Origin of the sequence: Bacillus sp. LJBS17, assembly GCF_019334685.1 — a bacterium.
In the GTDB taxonomy this organism is placed as follows: domain Bacteria; phylum Bacillota; class Bacilli; order Bacillales; family Bacillaceae; genus Bacillus; species Bacillus subtilis.
In genome coordinates this window covers 2,563,912-2,582,043 of the sequence record NZ_CP079759.1, presented here as the reverse complement: position 1 = coordinate 2,582,043, position 18,132 = coordinate 2,563,912, and the positions used below count along the sequence as shown (strand labels likewise).

Below are 18,132 nucleotides of genomic sequence, written 5' to 3'. Positions count from 1 at the left end.
AGTAGGTGTCACAGCGTATGCAACGATATTTTATCGAGCTCACGAAGCAGCAAATAGAGGAAGCGCCGGCTTTTTCGATTACCGGCGAAGATGTTCATCATATTGTGAACGTGATGAGAATGAATGAGGGAGATCAGATTATCTGCTGCTCTCAAGACGGCTTCGAGGCAAAATGTGAACTTCAATCTGTTTCCAAAGATAAAGTGTCCTGCCTTGTGATAGAATGGACGAATGAAAACAGAGAGCTTCCGATAAAGGTCTATATTGCGAGCGGCCTTCCGAAAGGAGATAAGCTTGAATGGATTATCCAAAAGGGGACTGAGCTCGGAGCTCATGCCTTTATTCCTTTCCAAGCCGCGCGTTCTGTTGTCAAGCTGGATGACAAAAAGGCAAAGAAAAAGCGGGAAAGATGGACGAAAATTGCAAAGGAAGCGGCTGAGCAATCGTACCGTAACGAAGTGCCGCGAGTGATGGATGTCCATTCTTTTCAGCAGCTTCTTCAAAGGATGCAGGATTTCGATAAATGTGTCGTTGCATACGAGGAGTCATCGAAGCAAGGGGAAATAAGCGCATTCAGCGCGATTGTAAGCAGCCTTCCGAAAGGATCATCTCTATTGATCGTATTTGGTCCAGAAGGCGGTTTAACAGAAGCGGAGGTTGAACGGCTCACAAAGCAAGACGGTGTGACGTGCGGCCTTGGACCGAGAATTTTAAGGACAGAAACCGCTCCGCTATACGCGTTGAGCGCGATTTCTTATCAAACAGAGTTATTAAGAGGTGATCAGTAATGGCAACTGTTGCTTTCCATACGCTTGGCTGTAAAGTCAACCATTATGAAACAGAAGCAATCTGGCAGCTTTTCAAAGAAGCGGGCTATGAAAGAAGAGACTTTGAACAAACAGCTGATGTATATGTCATTAATACATGTACGGTTACAAATACGGGAGATAAAAAAAGCCGCCAAGTGATCAGACGCGCCATTCGTCAAAATCCTGACGGTGTCATCTGTGTCACAGGCTGCTACGCGCAAACCTCACCTGCTGAGATTATGGCGATCCCCGGTGTCGACATTGTAGTTGGAACACAGGACCGTGAAAAAATGCTTGGCTACATTGACCAATACCGAGAAGAACGCCAGCCGATTAATGGCGTCAGCAACATCATGAAAGCAAGAGTATATGAAGAGCTTGATGTGCCTGCTTTCACGGATCGCACAAGAGCGTCATTAAAAATACAGGAGGGCTGCAATAATTTCTGCACATTCTGTATCATTCCGTGGGCGCGCGGCCTGCTCCGCTCCCGCGATCCTGAAGAAGTCATTAAACAAGCGCAGCAGCTTGTTGATGCCGGATATAAGGAAATTGTTCTTACGGGTATTCATACAGGCGGCTATGGCGAAGATATGAAAGATTACAACTTCGCGAAGCTTTTGAGCGAATTAGACACCCGTGTGGAAGGCGTGAAACGGATCAGAATTTCTTCAATCGAAGCCAGCCAAATCACTGACGAAGTGATCGAGGTCTTAGACCGCTCAGATAAGATAGTGAATCATTTGCATATTCCTATCCAATCCGGATCAAACACAGTGCTTAAACGAATGAGACGCAAATATACAATGGAATTCTTTGCAGACCGTTTAAATAAATTGAAAAAAGCACTGCCAGGCTTAGCTGTTACTTCTGATGTCATCGTCGGATTCCCTGGAGAAACAGAAGAAGAATTTATGGAAACCTATAACTTTATTAAAGAACATAAATTCTCTGAACTGCATGTTTTCCCTTACAGTAAACGTACAGGAACACCAGCTGCGCGAATGGAAGACCAAGTGGATGAAAACGTGAAAAACGAACGTGTGCACCGCCTGATTGCTCTTTCTGACCAGCTTGCAAAAGAATACGCTTCTCAGTATGAAAATGAAGTGCTTGAGATTATCCCTGAGGAAGCGTTTAAGGAAACAGAAGAAGAAAATATGTTTGTCGGTTACACAGACAATTATATGAAGGTTGTTTTCAAAGGTACGGAAGATATGATCGGCAAAATCGTAAAAGTCAAAATCCTAAAAGCAGGTTATCCTTACAACGAAGGACAGTTTGTCCGTGTGGTTGAGGATGAAATAACTGAACACATGCGTTTGTCTTCTTAACCTAAAAAATCGGTGCATTAAAATGTACCGGTTTTTTATTTAGCCGGGATAAGAAGGTGAATCAAGCGGTAAAACAAGTTTGTAAGCGGAAGAAATAAAAGAGCTGTTACTACATTAAATAAAAGGCTGAAATGAGCAATCCTTTGGGCAGGATCGGGTGATAACTGCTCTACAAAGCCGGTCGCTGCGGTCAGAAAAGGCAATACTAGAGCCACCCCTAGCACGTTAAATACCACATGCGCATACGCTGTCTGTTTCGCCGCATATCCACCGGATACAGCAGCCATGACAGCTGTAATGCATGTCCCGATATTGGATCCGAGTACGACGCTCATCGCCTGTGTCAGTCCGATAATCCCTTCATTCATAAAACTCATCAAAATGCCGATACAGACAGAACTGGAGTGAATGATGGCAGTTAACACCATGCCGATGAGCAAAGCGGACCAGTTTGAATCGTTAACATGGTATAGAACGTCGGCTCCCGTTTTCAGCTTCGTCAGCGGCCCGGCAAGGTGGCTGAATCCGCTGATGCAAAAGAAGATGATGCCCAGTCCGAGGAAGCTTGTTCCCAGCTGTTTCAAAGGATACCTGCCAGTCAGAAAAAACAATAAACCTCCTATTAAAAGAACCCAAATCAAAATATCCATTTTGATAGCAATAAATTCAGTTGTAAAGGTAGACCCAACGTTTGTTCCGAGAATCATCGGTATCGTCCGCTTAAAAGAAAGCACACCCGCACTAACAAAGCCGATGACAATGACCATAAAGGCTGAACTGCTCTGAAGTATCCCCGTAAATACAATGCTGATAAGAAACGCTTTTAATGGATGGTCTGTAAATAAAAGCAAACGATCTTCAATTTTTGAGTACGCCATAGAAATTAAGCCTTTTCGAAGCATGTTCATGCCTGTGAGAAAGAATAATATAAGAGCAGTAAAGCTAATCAGAATTAACATCCTATTCACCAACCCCTTTCTATCATTATATAGACAGGCAGTCGCACTCATGACGGAAAAGTGAACTCACTTAGTTGACCTGACTGATGGCTTATATTATAATGTCAAAGTACATGTTTATATGTGTAACTTAAAGGTAGTCGATTGGTGTATTCGGAGGGAGGGAAAGAGAATGTCAAAAACGGTCGTTAGAAAAAACGAATCGCTTGAAGATGCTCTTCGTCGCTTCAAACGCAGTGTATCAAAGACAGGTACTTTGCAAGAAGCAAGAAAGCGTGAATTTTATGAAAAACCTAGCGTAAAGCGCAAGAAAAAGTCTGAAGCTGCTAGAAAACGCAAATTCTAAAAGAGGGTGGATTTATGAGTCTTCTTGAGCGTCTCAACCAGGATATGAAGCTGTATATGAAAAACCGTGAGAAAGACAAACTGACTGTCGTTCGAATGGTTAAGGCTTCACTTCAAAATGAAGCAATTAAGCTTAAGAAAGACAGTTTGACCGAGGATGAGGAACTCACTGTCCTTTCTCGTGAACTTAAGCAACGTAAAGACTCCCTCCAGGAATTTTCAAACGCTAATCGTTTAGATTTAGTAGATAAAGTTCAAAAAGAGCTGGACATTTTAGAAGTTTATTTACCTGAGCAGCTGTCAGAAGAAGAGCTGCGTACAATCGTAAATGAAACCATCGCGGAGGTCGGTGCGAGCTCAAAAGCGGACATGGGCAAAGTGATGGGGGCAATTATGCCTAAAGTAAAAGGTAAAGCTGACGGAAGTTTAATTAATAAGCTTGTGAGCAGTCAACTGTCTTAAATGGCAAAGAAAAGGACATCTTTCTAAGAGAGATGTCTTTTTTTATACATAAAAAAATGAAACCTTTGATACATTTGTTACGTATGAAGAGAAGGCACTTATTATAAAAGGAAGGAGGGATACACCGCCCTTGCTTCAAATCAAAGGATTCCGTGCTGCTCTTTTGGGTATATTTTTGCTTTCTTTATTAGGCGTACAGCTGAACGCTAAAGCAGAAAAACAAACTGTTTATGTGATTCCGGTTGAAAAAAATGTCGAACAGGGTCTCGTCTCGTTTTTGTCCCGTTCGTTACAAGACGCAAAGGATGCACATGCAGACCATATTATTCTTGATATCAATACCCCGGGGGGATTGGTCAAATCTGCTATTGATATGGCCGATTTGATAACCGATAGCGAGATCCCCGTAACTGCATATGTCAACAAACGCGCGTTGTCTGCTGGTGCATATATTGCACTTCAAGCAGATCACATTTATATGGCGCCTGGCGGAAAAATGGGAGCCGCCGCGATTGTTGATGGCCAAGGCAATGCCGCTGACCAAAAAGCTCAATCACTTTGGCTGGCAGAGATGGAAGATGCCGCAGTGAAAAATAACCGCGATCCAAAATATGCGCTCGCAATGGCTGACCCGGATATAGATGCCAAGGAAGTCGGCGCGCCTAAGGGAGATCTGTTGACACTTAACGCAGACAAGGCAATTGAGGTAGGCTATTCAGAAGGCACTGCTGACAATTTGTCCACGCTCGTAAAGAAGCTTGGGCTCGAAAAGGCGCAGATCAGCTACGCAAAGGAGAGCTTTGCGGAAAAGACAGCAAGATGGCTGACGAATCCGGTCATTGTCCCTATTCTGCTGACAATCGCTTTTTTAGGTCTGACGGTGGAGCTTTTTTCCCCGGGTGTCGGCCTCCCTGGAACGGCTGGACTCATTGCGTTATTGCTGTTCTTTTACGGGCATCTTGCAGCCGGTCTTGCCGGGTATGAGACGGTTCTCCTCTTTATAGCAGGGGTGATTCTCATTCTGCTTGAGATTTTTCTTCCCGGAGGAATCATTGGATTACTGGGCTTGGGAGCGATTATTGCGAGCCTGTTTTTAGCTGCGGGGAGCTTCACTGTCATGGCGGTTTCTCTCTTGATCGCCTCAGCTGTTTCGATTACAGCGTTTATTTTACTGACAAGGGTGTTGGGAAAACGTATGAAATTCTTTAAGAAATTGATATTAAATGATTCTACAAATACGGAGAGCGGCTACGTTTCAAATCAAACGCGAACGGACTTAATGGGAAAAGTGGGTATAACCTTTACACCGCTGCGTCCTTCCGGTACCGTAATTATTGATGATGAACGCCTTGACGTTGTTTCGGAGGGATCGTTTACAGAAAAAGATAAAAAAGTAAAAGTGATTAAAGTAGAAGGCTCACGCATTGTCGTGAGAGAAATTTAAATAGAAACGAGGAGAAGTTATATGGATCCGTCAACACTTATGATTCTGGCAATTGTCGCAGTAGCGATCATTGTTTTGGCAGTATTTTTTACATTTGTGCCTGTAATGCTTTGGATTTCAGCTTTGGCAGCCGGAGTGAAAATCAGCATTTTCACTCTAGTTGGGATGAGGCTTCGCCGCGTCATTCCGAATCGGGTTGTTAACCCGCTGATTAAAGCGCATAAAGCGGGACTTAATGTTGGAACAAACCAGCTTGAAAGCCACTATCTGGCTGGAGGTAATGTTGACAGAGTCGTCAACGCGCTTATCGCCGCTCAGCGAGCTAACATTGAACTCACATTCGAGCGCTGTGCTGCCATTGATCTTGCAGGCCGGGACGTGTTGGAAGCTGTTCAAATGAGCGTTAATCCTAAGGTGATTGAAACACCGTTCATTGCAGGTGTCGCAATGGACGGGATTGAAGTCAAAGCGAAAGCAAGAATCACAGTAAGAGCGAATATCGAGCGCCTCGTCGGGGGAGCAGGGGAAGAAACCATTGTAGCTCGTGTAGGTGAGGGGATCGTTTCTACAATCGGTTCATCTGATAATCATAAAAAAGTGCTTGAAAACCCTGACATGATTTCTCAGACAGTCCTTGGAAAAGGATTGGACTCAGGAACTGCGTTTGAAATTCTCTCAATTGATATTGCAGATGTAGATATCGGCAAAAACATCGGTGCAATTTTACAAACCGATCAGGCCGAGGCTGATAAAAATATCGCGCAGGCAAAAGCGGAAGAACGACGTGCGATGGCTGTCGCTCAAGAACAGGAAATGCGTGCCCGCGTAGAAGAAATGCGCGCGAAAGTGGTAGAAGCCGAGGCGGAAGTGCCGCTTGCGATGGCAGAAGCTTTGCGTGAAGGGAATATTGGCGTCATGGATTACATGAATATCAAGAACATCGATGCTGACACAGAAATGCGTGATTCATTCGGCAAGCTGACGAAAGACCCTTCGGATGAAGACCGCAAATCATAATCTCTCTAAGAAGGGAGAACGCTGATGGAAGATTTACTGACCAATCCGCTTATTATTGCAGCGATCATCGGAATCATTTCTGCGATTTTCGGCAAAAAGAGCAAAGAAGAAAAGCAAAACAGCCAAAAAAGAAAAAAACCTCAACACGTGCAATCTGCTTCTCCTCAAAAGAAGCAGTCAAAAGAAGATGCCCCTGCACCTATCCCTAACCGTATGGAACAGGCAAGACGGGAAGCGGAAGAAAGACGCAGGGAAACAGCAAGAAACCTGAAAGGGCTGGAACGAGATCTTGCTGCTGCCAAACAAAAAACAGTATACACAAAACAAAAAATGCTTCAGGTGAATAAAGACACCGTCGTACAGGGGATCGTTCTAGGAGAGGTGTTCGGGCCTCCACGGGCGAAAAAACCTCACCGCACGATGCGCTCGGCCCGTAAAAATTAAAGTGTTAGAACCTCCTTTCAAATCATACATATGAGATGAAAGGGGGTTCTTTTTGTATGGGGCAAAGAAAGAATCGTATGAAAGCTTGGCTGACAAGAGCATTGGAAATTCCCCCGGACGTTATGATGGATCTGCCGAGGATTACAATGGTTGGCAGACTTCATATCTACATAGAAAACCACAGAGGCCTTTTGCTTTTCAGTGAGAATGAAGTGAGGCTGATGCTGAAGCAGGGCCAGTGCATCATATCTGGTAAAAATTTTGTCATCAAGGCGATTCTTCCGGAAGAGATACTTTTGGAGGGTACGATTGATGTCGTTCGATATGTTGAGTCATAAAGCCGAGGGGGAAATGTTGTGAAAAATAAATGGCTGTCTTTTTTTTCGGGTAAGGTCCAGCTTGAATTGACGGGAAGAGGGATTGAGCGGCTCCTTAATGAATGCACAAGACAGGGGATTCCGGTCTTTCATGTCAAAAAAAAGAAAGAAGCCGTATCGTTATATATACAGCTTCAGGATGTACATGCCTTTCGGCGGGTGAGAAGTAAATTTAAATGTAAAGCCCGATTTATCAATCGGAAGGGATTTCCCTTCCTGTTGCTGAAATCAAAGCTGAATATAGGGTTTACGATCGGTTTTGCGATTTTTTTCATCCTTTTGTTTTTGCTGTCCAATATGGTGTGGAAAATTGATGTGACAGGCGCTAAGCCTGAAACAGAACATCAAATGAGGCAGCATCTTAATGAAATCGGCGTCAAAAAGGGCCGTCTGCAGTTTTTAATGATGTCGCCCGAAAAAATACAGAAATCATTAACCAATGGAATAGACAATATTACTTGGGTCGGAGTTGATCTGAAGGGGACGACCATTCACATGAAAGTTGTGGAGAAAAATGAGCCCGAAAAAGAAAAGTATGTTAGCCCGCGCAATATTGTCGCCAAAAAGAAAGCAACCATTACGAGAATGTTTGTGCAAAAAGGACAGCCCATGGCCGCCATACACGATCATGTTGAAAAGGGGCAGCTGCTTGTTTCGGGACTGATCGGCAGCGAAGACCATCAGCAGGAAGTCGCCTCAAAAGCAGAAATTTACGGAGAAACCTGGTATAGATCAGAAGTGACAGTCCCGCTTGAAACATTATTTAACGTCTATACGGGCAAAGTAAGGACAAAGCACAAGCTTTCTTTTGGTTCTTTGGCAATCCCGATCTGGGGGATGACGTTTAAAAAAGAGGAATTGAAGCATCCAAAAACAGAACAAGAAAAGCATTCGCTTCATTTTCTCGGGTTTAAGCTCCCTGTATCCTATGTCAAAGAGCAAACGAGAGAAAGTGAAGAGGCTTTGCGAAAATATACGAAAGAAGAAGCAGTTCAAGAAGGCATTAAATTGGGTAAACAGGATGTAGAGGATAAAATAGGCGAAAACGGCGAGGTGAAAAGTGAAAAAGTTTTGCACCAGACTGTTGAGAATGGTAAAGTAAAGTTGATTATTCTCTACCAAGTTATAGAAGATATCGTTCAAACCACACCTATTGTCAGGGAGACTGAAGAATGACAGAACATTTACTTGCGATGAATCAAAAACTGAAAAACCCGGACGAGGCGCTTTCACTCTTCGGGAACCAAGATTCTTTTTTGAAATTGATGGAGAAAGATCTGAATGTAAATATCATTACGCGCGGCGAGACGATTTATGTTTCAGGCGATGATGAATCGTTTCAGATTGCAGACAGGCTGCTGGGATCGCTCCTCGCTTTAATTCGCAAGGGGATAGAGATCTCTGAACGTGATGTGATTTACGCCATCAAAATGGCAAAGAAGAATGAACTTGAATACTTTGAAAGCATGTATGAAGAAGAAATTACAAAAAACGCAAAAGGCAAATCAATCCGTGTAAAAACAATGGGACAGCGGGAATACGTGGCCGCTATGAAGCGGAATGACCTTGTATTCGGCATTGGTCCGGCGGGAACCGGGAAAACGTACCTGGCTGTCGTAAAAGCAGTCCATGCTTTAAAAAACGGACATATCAAAAAAATCATTTTAACAAGACCTGCCGTGGAAGCCGGTGAAAGCCTTGGTTTTCTCCCAGGTGACCTAAAAGAAAAAGTAGATCCTTATTTGCGCCCGCTGTATGACGCTCTTCATGATGTGCTTGGGGCAGATCATACAGAACGTCTGATGGAAAGAGGCATCATTGAAATTGCTCCGCTCGCATATATGAGGGGACGGACGCTCGATGATGCTTATGTTATACTTGATGAAGCACAGAATACCACGCCTGCTCAAATGAAAATGTTTTTGACGAGACTGGGTTTTGGCTCTAAAATGATCATTACAGGTGACGTTAGCCAAATTGATCTGCCGAAAGGCGTCAAATCGGGACTTGCAGTAGCGAAGGAGATGCTAAAAGGAATAGACGGCATTTCTATGATTGAGCTGGACCAGACAGACGTGGTCAGACATCCGCTTGTTGCGAAAATTATTGAAGCATACGATAAGCAAAATTAATGCTGAATGACCCGATCGCGCGTTATCGGGTCATTTTTATGATTGCTTGTGGGCTTGATGTTTCAAGAGGAGGTTCTTGTGTTGAAAAAGAAGGCTAAGACCAAAAGCAGCTCAAAAAAATGGAGCAGTTTTAAAAATGCGCGCTCCATGCATGTACTGCTGTATCTTCTGCTGGCTGCCATTATGTTTGCTTTGCTCTTTGTACATGTTAAGCCGGAAACACTTGATTTAGACCTGTTTTCAGTCAGCGACAAGACCATTTACGCTCCGGCAACCGTAGAAGATCAAAAAGCCACAGAGGAAAAAAAGCAAGCCGCTGAGGACGCGGTTGAAGATCAATATACATTAAAAAAAGAATATACAGACAATCGGATTGACCTTGTGTCATCAATATTCGACAGTATTAGTGAAGTGAAAAAATCATCGGAAGAAGGCAGTAAATCACCATCGGAAAAATCAATGGTCAAATCTGTAAAGGACAAATTGACATCAGATGTGAATGATTCTATATCGGAGGATTCCATCAAGACATTGCTGAAAGCAGACAGTGAAGACTTTTCTTTTGTCAGAGATACGGTCATTACCGCAGTAAATACGGTGATGAGCAGTGAAATCCCTTCGGATAAACTATCTGATGCAAAGGATAAGGTAGAAAAAGAGCTAAAGAGCAATTCTATTCCGTCTAAATACTTGGGAGCCGCGACAGAAATCGGACGTTTTGCTATTATTCCGAATTACGTCTTCGATCCGAAAGCAACAGAGGCAAAACGGCAGGAAGCCTCAGATAATGTCCAGCAGGTTCAAATCAAACAGGGGCAAGTGCTCGTGGAAGAAAATGACCTCATTGATCGGGAAGTGTACAGGAAACTTGAGCTGACCGGGTTATTAAATAACTCAAATCTCTTTAAACCGATCAGCGGGCTATTGATTATGATCGGACTTTTCATTGCAACACTTGTATATTATTTTGAAAAACAGAAACAAAATCTGAAGTTTAAAAATCAATCCATTCTGTTATTCTCGATTATCACAACACTTTTGCTTGTGATCATGGAGGTTGTCAGTTTGTTTCAGAAGATGGAGTATAATAATATCGGCTATCTGGTCCCCATTGCGGCCGGCGCCATCTTAATCAAACTGCTGATGAATGAACGCATTGCCATTTTGGGAAGTATCATTCTTGCGATTTGCGGAAGTATGATGTTTAATCAGGGTGTGACAGGAACATTCAATTATGTCATAGGGATTTATTATTTGATCAGCGGCATTTCAGGTGTATTATTTTTAGGAAAGCACAATGCCAGATCAAAGATTTTGCAGACCGGGCTTTTCGTAGCGTTTATCAATATGGTTGTCGTTCTTTCTTTATTATTGATCCAAAACACTGCACTGTCGAGTCTTGAAATCGGAACATTAATGCTGATGGGGGTTGTATCAGGATTTGCTTCGTCTGTACTGATCATCGGCTTGATGCCGTTTTTTGAGACGGGCTTTGGCATTTTATCCACAATGAGGCTGCTTGAGCTGTCTAATCCTAACCATCCGCTTTTGCGCAAAATACTGACAGAAACACCAGGTACATATCATCACAGTGTAATGGTTGCCAATTTATCAGAGGCAGCCTGTGAAGCGGTTGGGGCTAATGGTTTGCTTGCAAGAGTCGGCGCATATTATCACGATCTCGGAAAAACAAAGCGCCCGCAATATTTTATTGAAAACCAAATGAATATTGACAATCCGCATGACAAGCTGTCACCTCAGTTGAGTAAAAATATTATTATCTCGCATACGACAGACGGTGCGAATATGCTGAGAAGCTATAAATTTCCGAAAGAGCTTGTCGATATTGCTGAGCAGCATCATGGAACCTCGCTTTTAAAGTTTTTTTACTATAAAGCGAAGGAAAAAGGCGACCAGATTACAGAGGAAGAGTTCCGTTATCCGGGGCCGAAGCCGCAGTCAAAGGAAGCCGCAATTATATCAGTGGCCGACAGTGTTGAAGCGGCCGTCAGATCCATGCACAATCCAAATCCTGAACGAATTGAAAAGCTTGTCCGGGGTATTATATCCGATAAGCTTCAGGACGGACAGTTCAGTGAATGCGATTTGACATTTAAAGAGCTGGATACAATCGCAAAAACGCTCTGTGCAACATTAAAAGGAATTTTCCACTCCCGGATTGAATATCCGGAGGCTACTAAGAAGGTGAAATAGATGAGTTTACTGATTGATATCGTTGATGAAACGGGAAGCGTCTCAGAAGAGATGCTCAAAGAAGTAGAAAATCTGCTTCAATTTGCCGCTGAGCGTGAAGGCGTTCAGGATCAGGCTGAAGTTTCTGTCACGATTGTTTCCAATGATGACATACATCAGATTAACAAAGAATACCGGGGAAAGGATGCTCCGACAGATGTCATCTCATTTGCTCTTGAAGAAGAGGGAGAAGGCGAGATCGAAATCGTGGGCGCCGAAATGCCTCCGGTTTTAGGCGATATTATCATCAGTGCCGATCGCACAAGAGAGCAGGCAGAGGAGTATAATCATTCTTTTAAAAGAGAGCTCGGATTTCTAGCTGTACACGGATTTCTGCACCTTTTAGGATATGACCATATGACGAAAGAGGAAGAAGAGGAGATGTTTACTAAGCAAAAGGAATTGCTGGACGCTTATGGACTCAAAAGATCATAGAAATGAGCTGAAGCGGTTCTTCAAAAGCTTCGTGCATGCAGGCCGGGGCATCTGGGAAACAGCGCGGACGGAGCGGAATTTCCAATTTCATGCCGCAGCCGCCTGCGCTGTTCTCATTTGCGGCTTCCTTGTAGAGCTCAGCATGATTGAGTGGATGATTATATTCCTTTTGATAGGCGGTATGTTTTCGCTTGAGCTTTTAAATACAGCCATTGAACATACGGTTGATTTAATAACTGACAAACATCACCCTCTTGCTAAAGCGGCCAAGGACGCTGCCGCCGGGGCTGTTTGCGTTTTTGCCGTGATTTCGTGTATCATTGGTTTACTTATTTTTTTGCCAAAGCTGTAATGGCTGAAAATTCTTACATTTATTTTACATTTTTAGAAATGGGCGTGAAAAAAAGCGCGCGATTATGTAAAATATAAAGTGATAGCGGTACCATTATAGGTAAGAGAGGAATGTACACATGAACAGACAAGAATTAATAACAGAAGCTTTAAAAGCGCGTGATATGGCATATGCGCCGTATTCCAAATTCCAAGTAGGAGCCGCTCTTCTTACCAAGGATGGAAAAGTGTACAGAGGCTGCAACATTGAGAACGCGGCATACAGCATGTGCAATTGCGCCGAGCGTACCGCTTTATTTAAAGCTGTTTCTGAAGGGGATACAGAGTTTCAGATGCTGGCCGTTGCGGCTGACACCCCTGGACCGGTATCTCCGTGCGGAGCCTGCCGCCAGGTGATTTCTGAGCTTTGCACAAAAGACGTTATTGTCGTACTGACTAATTTACAAGGACAAATAAAAGAAATGACTGTGGAAGAATTATTGCCAGGCGCATTTTCATCGGAGGATTTACATGACGAACGAAAGCTTTAAATCAGGATTTGTATCCATTATTGGAAGACCAAACGTAGGAAAATCTACATTTTTGAACAGAGTCATTGGACAAAAAATCGCGATCATGAGCGATAAGCCCCAAACGACGAGAAACAAGGTGCAAGGAGTACTGACGACAGGCACATCACAAACAATTTTTATTGACACACCAGGGATTCATAAACCTAAGCATAAGCTTGGGGACTTTATGATGAAAGTGGCGCAAAATACATTAAAAGAAGTCGATTTGATCTTGTTTATGATCAATGCTGAGGAAGGCTACGGGAAGGGCGACGAATTCATCATTGAGAAATTGCAGACGATGTCTACGCCTGTATTCTTAATCGTAAACAAAATCGATAAAATTCATCCCGACCAATTGCTTCTGCTAATTGACGAATACCGCAAACGTTATCCTTTTAAGGAAATTGTTCCGATTTCTGCTTTAGAAGGAAATAACATCGAAACCTTGCTCGCTCAGATTGAAGCGTATTTGCCGGAAGGGCCGCAATTCTATCCGAGTGACCAGGTAACTGACCACCCTGAGCGATTTATCATTTCTGAATTAATCAGGGAAAAGGTGCTGCATTTGACGAGAGAAGAAATCCCGCACAGCATTGCGGTGGCCATCGAATCCATCAAAGGGCAGGACAACGGTTCTGTGCACGTAGCGGCAACGATTGTGGTCGAGCGGGATTCTCAGAAAGGCATCGTGATCGGTAAAAAAGGAAGCCTTCTAAAAGAGGTTGGAAAAAGAGCGAGAGCGGATATTGAAGCACTTTTGGGCTCCCGTGTCTACCTTGAATTGTGGGTGAAAGTGCAGAAGGACTGGCGTAATAAAATGTCCCAGCTTCGCGATTTTGGCTTTAAAGAGGACGAATATTAATCTCTTCCCGTGTGTGTCATTATCTCACAGGAACAGGGATACATTAGCAAATTTTGTTTAACATGAAATGGAGGACATCTGGTCAAGATAAAGGTAAGAATTTGGAGTTTAGGTAAGCTAGTTTAACTACAGAAAGGTGGGTTTCTTGTGTTGAATTTTACCTGGAACGTATTTTCTCAAACAGGAAATGTTGATACGTATCTTCTTTTTAAAGAACTGGAAAAAGAGAACATGGAAAGACCCGAAGAACTAGAAGATGAGCTAGCCCGATTTGATTATCCAATTTTATAAACCTCTTGGCCGCTCCTGCTTGAGGAAGGTGCGGAAATGCTGACAAAATGTGAAGGAATCGTTCTTCGCACAAATGATTACGGAGAGACGAATAAAATCGTAACATTACTGACAAGAGAACACGGAAAAATAGGTGTTATGGCACGAGGCGCCAAAAAACCGAACAGCCGTTTATCAGCAGTCAGCCAGCCCTTTTTGTATGGTGCTTTCTTAATGCAAAAAACATCGGGCCTCGGAACGCTTCAGCAGGGGGAAATGATCCTCAGCATGAGAGGCATCAGGGAAGATTTGTTTTTAACAGCATATGCTGCCTATATTGCTGAGTTAGTCGACAGAGGCACAGAAGAAAAAAAGCCAAATCCTTATTTATTTGAATTCATATTAGAATCATTAAAACAGCTGAATGAAGGAACAGATCCGGATGTTATCACCTTCATTGTTCAAATGAAGATGCTCGGTGTCATGGGCCTGTATCCTGAGCTAAATCATTGTGTTCATTGTAAAAGCCAAGACGGAACCTTTCATTTCTCTGTTCGTGATAATGGTTTTATATGCCACCGCTGTTTTGAAAAAGATCCTTACAGGATACCGATTAAACCGCAAACGGCAAGGCTGTTAAGACTCTTTTACTATTTTGATCTGTCGAGGCTCGGCAATGTGTCCTTAAAAGAGGAAACAAAAGCTGAATTAAAGCAAGTGATTGATTTATATTACGAAGAATATTCGGGATTGTATTTAAAATCAAAGCGCTTTTTAGATCAAATGGAAAGCATGAAACATCTTATGGGTGAAAACAAAAGTTGACATTTGGTCCATCTTTTTATATGATCATTTATTATAAAATATGTTGCAGTGAGAGAAAGAAGTACTTGCGTTTACCTCATGAAAGCGACCTTAGGGCGGTGTAAGCTAAGGATGAGCACGCAACGAAAGGCATTCTTGAGCAATTTTAAAAAAAGAGGCTGGGATTTTGTTCTCAGCAACTAGGGTGGAACCGCGGGAGAACTCTCGTCCCTATGTTTGCGGCTGGCAAGCATAGAGACGGGAGTTTTTTGGTTGCTGCCGCAGTAACTTATGAAAGAAAAGTGGAGGTGCTTGAAATGAATATTCAAGACATGATTCTAACCTTGCAAAAGCATTGGTCCAGTCAGGGCTGTGTGCTTATGCAGGCTTACGATGTAGAAAAAGGAGCCGGCACGATGAGCCCGTATACATTTTTGCGCAGTATCGGTCCTGAGCCGTGGAAAGTGGCTTATGTAGAGCCTTCCAGACGTCCTGCAGACGGCCGCTACGGGGAGAACCCGAACAGACTGTATCAGCATCATCAGTTCCAGGTCATTATTAAACCGTCTCCTGATAACATTCAAGAACTGTATTTAGATTCCTTGCGTGCTCTTGGAATTGATCCACTTGAGCACGATATTCGCTTTGTTGAAGACAACTGGGAGAATCCGTCTTTAGGCTGTGCGGGTCTAGGCTGGGAAGTTTGGCTTGACGGAATGGAAATAACTCAATTTACGTATTTCCAGCAGGTCGGGGGATTAGAGTGTAAACCCGTTTCTGTAGAGATTACGTATGGAATTGAGCGTCTCGCGTCTTATATCCAAGATAAAGAAAACGTGTTTGACTTGGAATGGACGTCAGGGTTTACAGTAAAAGATTTATTCATGATGGCTGAATATGAGCATTCTGTTTATACGTTTGAAACATCAGACGTCGATATGCTGTTCCAATTGTTCAGCACATATGAAAAAGAAGCGATCAAGCAAATGGACAACGGACTTGTTCATCCAGCATATGACTATGTGCTGAAATGCTCGCACACTTTCAACCTGCTTGATGCCAAAGGTGCGATCTCTGTTACCGAGCGGACGGGCTATATCGCAAGAGTGCGGAATTTAGCTAGAAAAGTAGCAAAAACCTACTATGAGGAACGAGAAAAACTAGGGTTCCCAATGCTTAAAGGGGAGGGTTCTTCTCATGAGTAAACAGGATTTACTTTTAGAGATCGGATTAGAGGAAATGCCGGCGCGCTTTTTGAATGAAAGCATGGTTCAGCTTGGCGACAAGCTGACAGGCTGGCTTAAAGAAAAAAATATTACTCACGGTGAAGTGAAACTCTTCAATACACCGAGACGTCTTGCTGTGTTCGTTAAGGATGTCGCAGAAAAGCAGGATGATATAAAAGAAGAAGCAAAAGGGCCTGCGAAAAAAATTGCCCTTGATGCGGACGGGAACTGGACAAAAGCGGCAATCGGCTTTTCAAAAGGCCAAGGCGCGAATGTGGAAGACCTGTACATCAAAGAAGTAAAAGGCATAGAGTATGTATTCGTGCAAAAATTCCAAGCCGGCCAAGAAACGAAGTCGCTTCTGCCAGAATTGAGTGGTTTAATTACAAGCTTGCATTTCCCGAAAAACATGCGCTGGGGAAATGAAGATTTGCGTTATATCCGACCGATCAAATGGATTGTCGCATTATTTGGACAGGATGTCATTCCATTTTCGATCACAAACGTTGAGTCTGGACGGACAACACAGGGACATCGTTTCCTCGGACATGAAGTGTCAATTGAATCACCTTCAGCTTATGAAGAGCAGCTCAAAGGACAGCATGTTATTGCTGATCCTAGCGTCCGAAAGCAAATGATTCAATCTCAGCTGGAAGCAATGGCTGCTGAAAACAATTGGAGCATTCCAGTTGACGAAGACCTTCTTGATGAAGTGAATCATTTAGTAGAATACCCGACAGCTCTTTACGGTTCATTTGAATCCGAGTTTCTGTCAATTCCTGAAGAAGTGCTTGTCACAACAATGAAAGAGCATCAGCGCTACTTCCCTGTCAAAGACAAAAACGGTGACCTGCTGCCTCACTTTATCACAGTCCGAAACGGCAACAGCCACGCGATTGAAAATGTGGCCCGAGGTAATGAAAAAGTGCTGCGCGCACGTTTATCTGATGCTTCATTCTTCTACAAAGAAGATCAGAAACTAAACATTGATGCAAATGTGAAGAAGCTTGAAAATATCGTTTTCCATGAAGAGCTTGGTTCTCTTGCTGATAAGGTTAGAAGAGTCACATCAATCGCAGAGAAACTTGCCGTTCGTCTTCAGGCTGATGAAGATACATTAAAACATGTGAAGCGGGCTGCTGAAATTTCTAAATTCGACCTTGTGACGCATATGATATATGAATTCCCTGAACTTCAAGGAATTATGGGCGAAAAGTATGCGAGAATGCTTGGCGAAGATGAAGCTGTGGCGGCGGCAGTTAATGAACATTATATGCCTAGATCAGCGGGCGGAGAAACGCCTTCTACTTTCACCGGAGCTGTTGTAGCAATGGCGGATAAGCTTGACACAATCGCTTCATTCTTCTCTATCGGCGTAATTCCGACCGGTTCCCAGGACCCTTACGGACTGCGCCGCCAAGCAAGCGGTATTGTTGCGATTCTTCTTGACCGCAACTGGGGAATTTCATTTGAAGAGCTGCTTACTTTCGTTCAAACCGATAAAGAAAATGAACTGCTGGATTTCTTCACTCAGCGCTTGAAATATGTCTTGAATGCTGAACAAATCAGACATGATGTCATTGACGCCGTGCTGGAAAGCTCTGAGCTTGAGCCGTACTCTGCGCTGCATAAAGCACAAGTACTGGAGCAAAAGCTTGGTGCACCTGGCTTTAAGGAAACAGCCGAAGCGTTAGGCCGAGTGATCTCTATCAGCAAAAAAGGAGTCCGCGGAGACATTCAGCCTGATCTGTTTGAAAATGAATACGAAGCAAAACTGTTTGATGCCTACCAAACAGCGAAGAAAAATCTGCAGGAAAACTTCAGCAAAAAAGATTATGAGGCGGCGCTTGCTTCACTTGCAGCCTTAAAAGAACCGATCGATGCTTACTTCGATCATACAATGGTTATAGCGGATAATGAGTCATTAAAGGCAAATCGTTTAGCGCAAATGGTAAGCTTGGCGGATGAGATCAAGTCCTTTGCGAATATGAATGCCCTTATTGTAAAATAAAGAGAGAAAAGGCGGTTGCTGTGTGATCGGTAATCGTCTTTTC

At 43.3% G+C, this 18,132-nt stretch carries 20 protein-coding genes; 19 read left to right on the top strand and 1 reads right to left on the bottom strand.

The window, feature by feature from the left end:
• Positions 1-17: 17 nt before the first annotated feature.
• Entirely contained in the window at positions 18-788 is a 771-nt protein-coding gene (locus tag KXZ66_RS13370; protein ID WP_038829708.1) for a 16S rRNA (uracil(1498)-N(3))-methyltransferase, read from the top strand.
• A complete protein-coding gene (mtaB, locus tag KXZ66_RS13365; RefSeq protein ID WP_003230017.1) occupies positions 788-2,143 on the top strand; it encodes a tRNA (N(6)-L-threonylcarbamoyladenosine(37)-C(2))-methylthiotransferase MtaB in 1,356 nt (451 codons plus the stop codon). The genes KXZ66_RS13370 and mtaB overlap by 1 nt, the downstream gene beginning before the upstream one ends.
• A 35-nt stretch (positions 2,144-2,178) precedes the next feature.
• Here mtaB and KXZ66_RS13360 read toward each other — a convergent pair whose 3' ends face one another.
• The gene (locus KXZ66_RS13360) at positions 2,179-3,102 is read right to left on the bottom strand and encodes a Na/Pi symporter (protein WP_014480301.1); all 924 of its coding nucleotides are present in this window, start codon (positions 3,100-3,102) and stop codon (positions 2,179-2,181) included.
• A gap of 172 nt (positions 3,103-3,274) precedes the next feature.
• On the opposite strand from KXZ66_RS13360, the gene rpsU reads away from it, so the two are divergent.
• The 17 genes from rpsU (at position 3,275) to glyS (ending at position 18,089) form a co-directional block, all read left to right on the top strand.
• Complete coding sequence (gene rpsU, locus KXZ66_RS13355) at positions 3,275-3,448, top strand: 30S ribosomal protein S21 (RefSeq protein ID WP_003152957.1); 174 nt, start codon at positions 3,275-3,277, stop codon at positions 3,446-3,448.
• A gap of 14 nt (positions 3,449-3,462) precedes the next feature.
• Positions 3,463-3,909 carry a GatB/YqeY domain-containing protein gene (locus KXZ66_RS13350; RefSeq protein ID WP_003230022.1) on the top strand — a complete coding sequence of 149 codons (447 nt, stop codon included), beginning with the start codon at positions 3,463-3,465 and terminating at the stop codon, positions 3,907-3,909.
• 130 nt (positions 3,910-4,039) lie between these two features.
• Positions 4,040-5,353 carry an NfeD family protein gene (locus tag KXZ66_RS13345; protein WP_038829709.1) on the top strand — a complete coding sequence of 438 codons (1,314 nt, stop codon included), beginning with the start codon at positions 4,040-4,042 and terminating at the stop codon, positions 5,351-5,353.
• Positions 5,354-5,374: 21 nt separating this feature from the next.
• Positions 5,375-6,370 (top strand): flotillin-like protein FloA, encoded by a 996-nt coding sequence (floA, locus tag KXZ66_RS13340; RefSeq protein ID WP_003230026.1) that lies wholly within the window; start codon positions 5,375-5,377, stop codon positions 6,368-6,370.
• Between the two features lie 24 nt (positions 6,371-6,394).
• The gene (locus KXZ66_RS13335; protein WP_024573276.1) at positions 6,395-6,814 is read left to right on the top strand and encodes a hypothetical protein; all 420 of its coding nucleotides are present in this window, start codon (positions 6,395-6,397) and stop codon (positions 6,812-6,814) included.
• A 56-nt stretch (positions 6,815-6,870) separates the two neighbouring features.
• The gene (gene yqfC / locus KXZ66_RS13330; RefSeq protein WP_003226191.1) at positions 6,871-7,152 is read left to right on the top strand and encodes a sporulation protein YqfC; all 282 of its coding nucleotides are present in this window, start codon (positions 6,871-6,873) and stop codon (positions 7,150-7,152) included.
• An 18-nt stretch (positions 7,153-7,170) separates the two neighbouring features.
• Complete coding sequence (yqfD, locus tag KXZ66_RS13325) at positions 7,171-8,367, top strand: sporulation protein YqfD (RefSeq protein ID WP_003230033.1); 1,197 nt, start codon at positions 7,171-7,173, stop codon at positions 8,365-8,367.
• Positions 8,364-9,323, top strand: a complete 960-nt coding sequence (locus KXZ66_RS13320; protein ID WP_014477373.1) for a PhoH family protein — start codon at positions 8,364-8,366, stop codon at positions 9,321-9,323. Before yqfD ends, KXZ66_RS13320 begins: the two co-directional genes overlap by 4 nt.
• A 78-nt stretch (positions 9,324-9,401) precedes the next feature.
• Positions 9,402-11,537, top strand: coding sequence for a cyclic-di-AMP phosphodiesterase PgpH (gene pgpH / locus KXZ66_RS13315; RefSeq protein WP_072175800.1), 2,136 nt, complete (start codon positions 9,402-9,404; stop codon positions 11,535-11,537).
• Positions 11,538-12,011 carry an rRNA maturation RNase YbeY gene (gene ybeY / locus KXZ66_RS13310; protein ID WP_003230039.1) on the top strand — a complete coding sequence of 158 codons (474 nt, stop codon included), beginning with the start codon at positions 11,538-11,540 and terminating at the stop codon, positions 12,009-12,011.
• Positions 11,992-12,363 carry a diacylglycerol kinase family protein gene (locus tag KXZ66_RS13305; protein WP_015384119.1) on the top strand — a complete coding sequence of 124 codons (372 nt, stop codon included), beginning with the start codon at positions 11,992-11,994 and terminating at the stop codon, positions 12,361-12,363. Before ybeY ends, KXZ66_RS13305 begins: the two co-directional genes overlap by 20 nt.
• Positions 12,364-12,481: 118 nt before the next feature.
• Entirely contained in the window at positions 12,482-12,892 is a 411-nt protein-coding gene (locus KXZ66_RS13300; RefSeq protein WP_003230049.1) for a cytidine deaminase, read from the top strand.
• The gene (era, locus tag KXZ66_RS13295) at positions 12,873-13,778 is read left to right on the top strand and encodes a GTPase Era (RefSeq protein WP_003230051.1); all 906 of its coding nucleotides are present in this window, start codon (positions 12,873-12,875) and stop codon (positions 13,776-13,778) included. The genes KXZ66_RS13300 and era overlap by 20 nt, the downstream gene beginning before the upstream one ends.
• Positions 13,779-13,925: 147 nt before the next feature.
• Positions 13,926-14,069: a YqzL family protein gene (locus tag KXZ66_RS13290; protein ID WP_003230053.1), complete on the top strand. Its 144-nt coding sequence runs from the start codon at positions 13,926-13,928 to the stop codon at positions 14,067-14,069.
• Between the two features lie 36 nt (positions 14,070-14,105).
• Positions 14,106-14,873: a DNA repair protein RecO gene (gene recO / locus KXZ66_RS13285; protein ID WP_049141200.1), complete on the top strand. Its 768-nt coding sequence runs from the start codon at positions 14,106-14,108 to the stop codon at positions 14,871-14,873.
• A gap of 296 nt (positions 14,874-15,169) precedes the next feature.
• Positions 15,170-16,057: a glycine--tRNA ligase subunit alpha gene (glyQ, locus tag KXZ66_RS13280; RefSeq protein ID WP_003226213.1), complete on the top strand. Its 888-nt coding sequence runs from the start codon at positions 15,170-15,172 to the stop codon at positions 16,055-16,057.
• The gene (gene glyS / locus KXZ66_RS13275; RefSeq protein ID WP_128441734.1) at positions 16,050-18,089 is read left to right on the top strand and encodes a glycine--tRNA ligase subunit beta; all 2,040 of its coding nucleotides are present in this window, start codon (positions 16,050-16,052) and stop codon (positions 18,087-18,089) included. The genes glyQ and glyS overlap by 8 nt, the downstream gene beginning before the upstream one ends.
• The last annotated feature ends 43 nt before the right edge of the window (positions 18,090-18,132 follow it).

Bases quoted from the DNA above. Each gene is read 5' to 3' on its own strand.
- KXZ66_RS13370 (WP_038829708.1), top strand. From the start codon at position 18: ATGCAACGATATTTTATCGAGCTCACGAAGCAGCAAATAGAGGAAGCG.
- mtaB (WP_003230017.1), top strand. From the start codon at position 788: ATGGCAACTGTTGCTTTCCATACGCTTGGCTGTAAAGTCAACCATTAT.
- KXZ66_RS13360 (WP_014480301.1), bottom strand. From the start codon at position 3,102: ATGTTAATTCTGATTAGCTTTACTGCTCTTATATTATTCTTTCTCACA.
- rpsU (WP_003152957.1), top strand. From the start codon at position 3,275: ATGTCAAAAACGGTCGTTAGAAAAAACGAATCGCTTGAAGATGCTCTT.
- KXZ66_RS13350 (WP_003230022.1), top strand. From the start codon at position 3,463: ATGAGTCTTCTTGAGCGTCTCAACCAGGATATGAAGCTGTATATGAAA.
- floA (WP_003230026.1), top strand. From the start codon at position 5,375: ATGGATCCGTCAACACTTATGATTCTGGCAATTGTCGCAGTAGCGATC.
- KXZ66_RS13335 (WP_024573276.1), top strand. From the start codon at position 6,395: ATGGAAGATTTACTGACCAATCCGCTTATTATTGCAGCGATCATCGGA.
- yqfC (WP_003226191.1), top strand. From the start codon at position 6,871: ATGGGGCAAAGAAAGAATCGTATGAAAGCTTGGCTGACAAGAGCATTG.
- KXZ66_RS13320 (WP_014477373.1), top strand. From the start codon at position 8,364: ATGACAGAACATTTACTTGCGATGAATCAAAAACTGAAAAACCCGGAC.
- ybeY (WP_003230039.1), top strand. From the start codon at position 11,538: ATGAGTTTACTGATTGATATCGTTGATGAAACGGGAAGCGTCTCAGAA.
- KXZ66_RS13305 (WP_015384119.1), top strand. From the start codon at position 11,992: ATGGACTCAAAAGATCATAGAAATGAGCTGAAGCGGTTCTTCAAAAGC.
- KXZ66_RS13300 (WP_003230049.1), top strand. From the start codon at position 12,482: ATGAACAGACAAGAATTAATAACAGAAGCTTTAAAAGCGCGTGATATG.
- era (WP_003230051.1), top strand. From the start codon at position 12,873: ATGACGAACGAAAGCTTTAAATCAGGATTTGTATCCATTATTGGAAGA.
- recO (WP_049141200.1), top strand. From the start codon at position 14,106: ATGCTGACAAAATGTGAAGGAATCGTTCTTCGCACAAATGATTACGGA.
- glyQ (WP_003226213.1), top strand. From the start codon at position 15,170: ATGAATATTCAAGACATGATTCTAACCTTGCAAAAGCATTGGTCCAGT.
- glyS (WP_128441734.1), top strand. From the start codon at position 16,050: ATGAGTAAACAGGATTTACTTTTAGAGATCGGATTAGAGGAAATGCCG.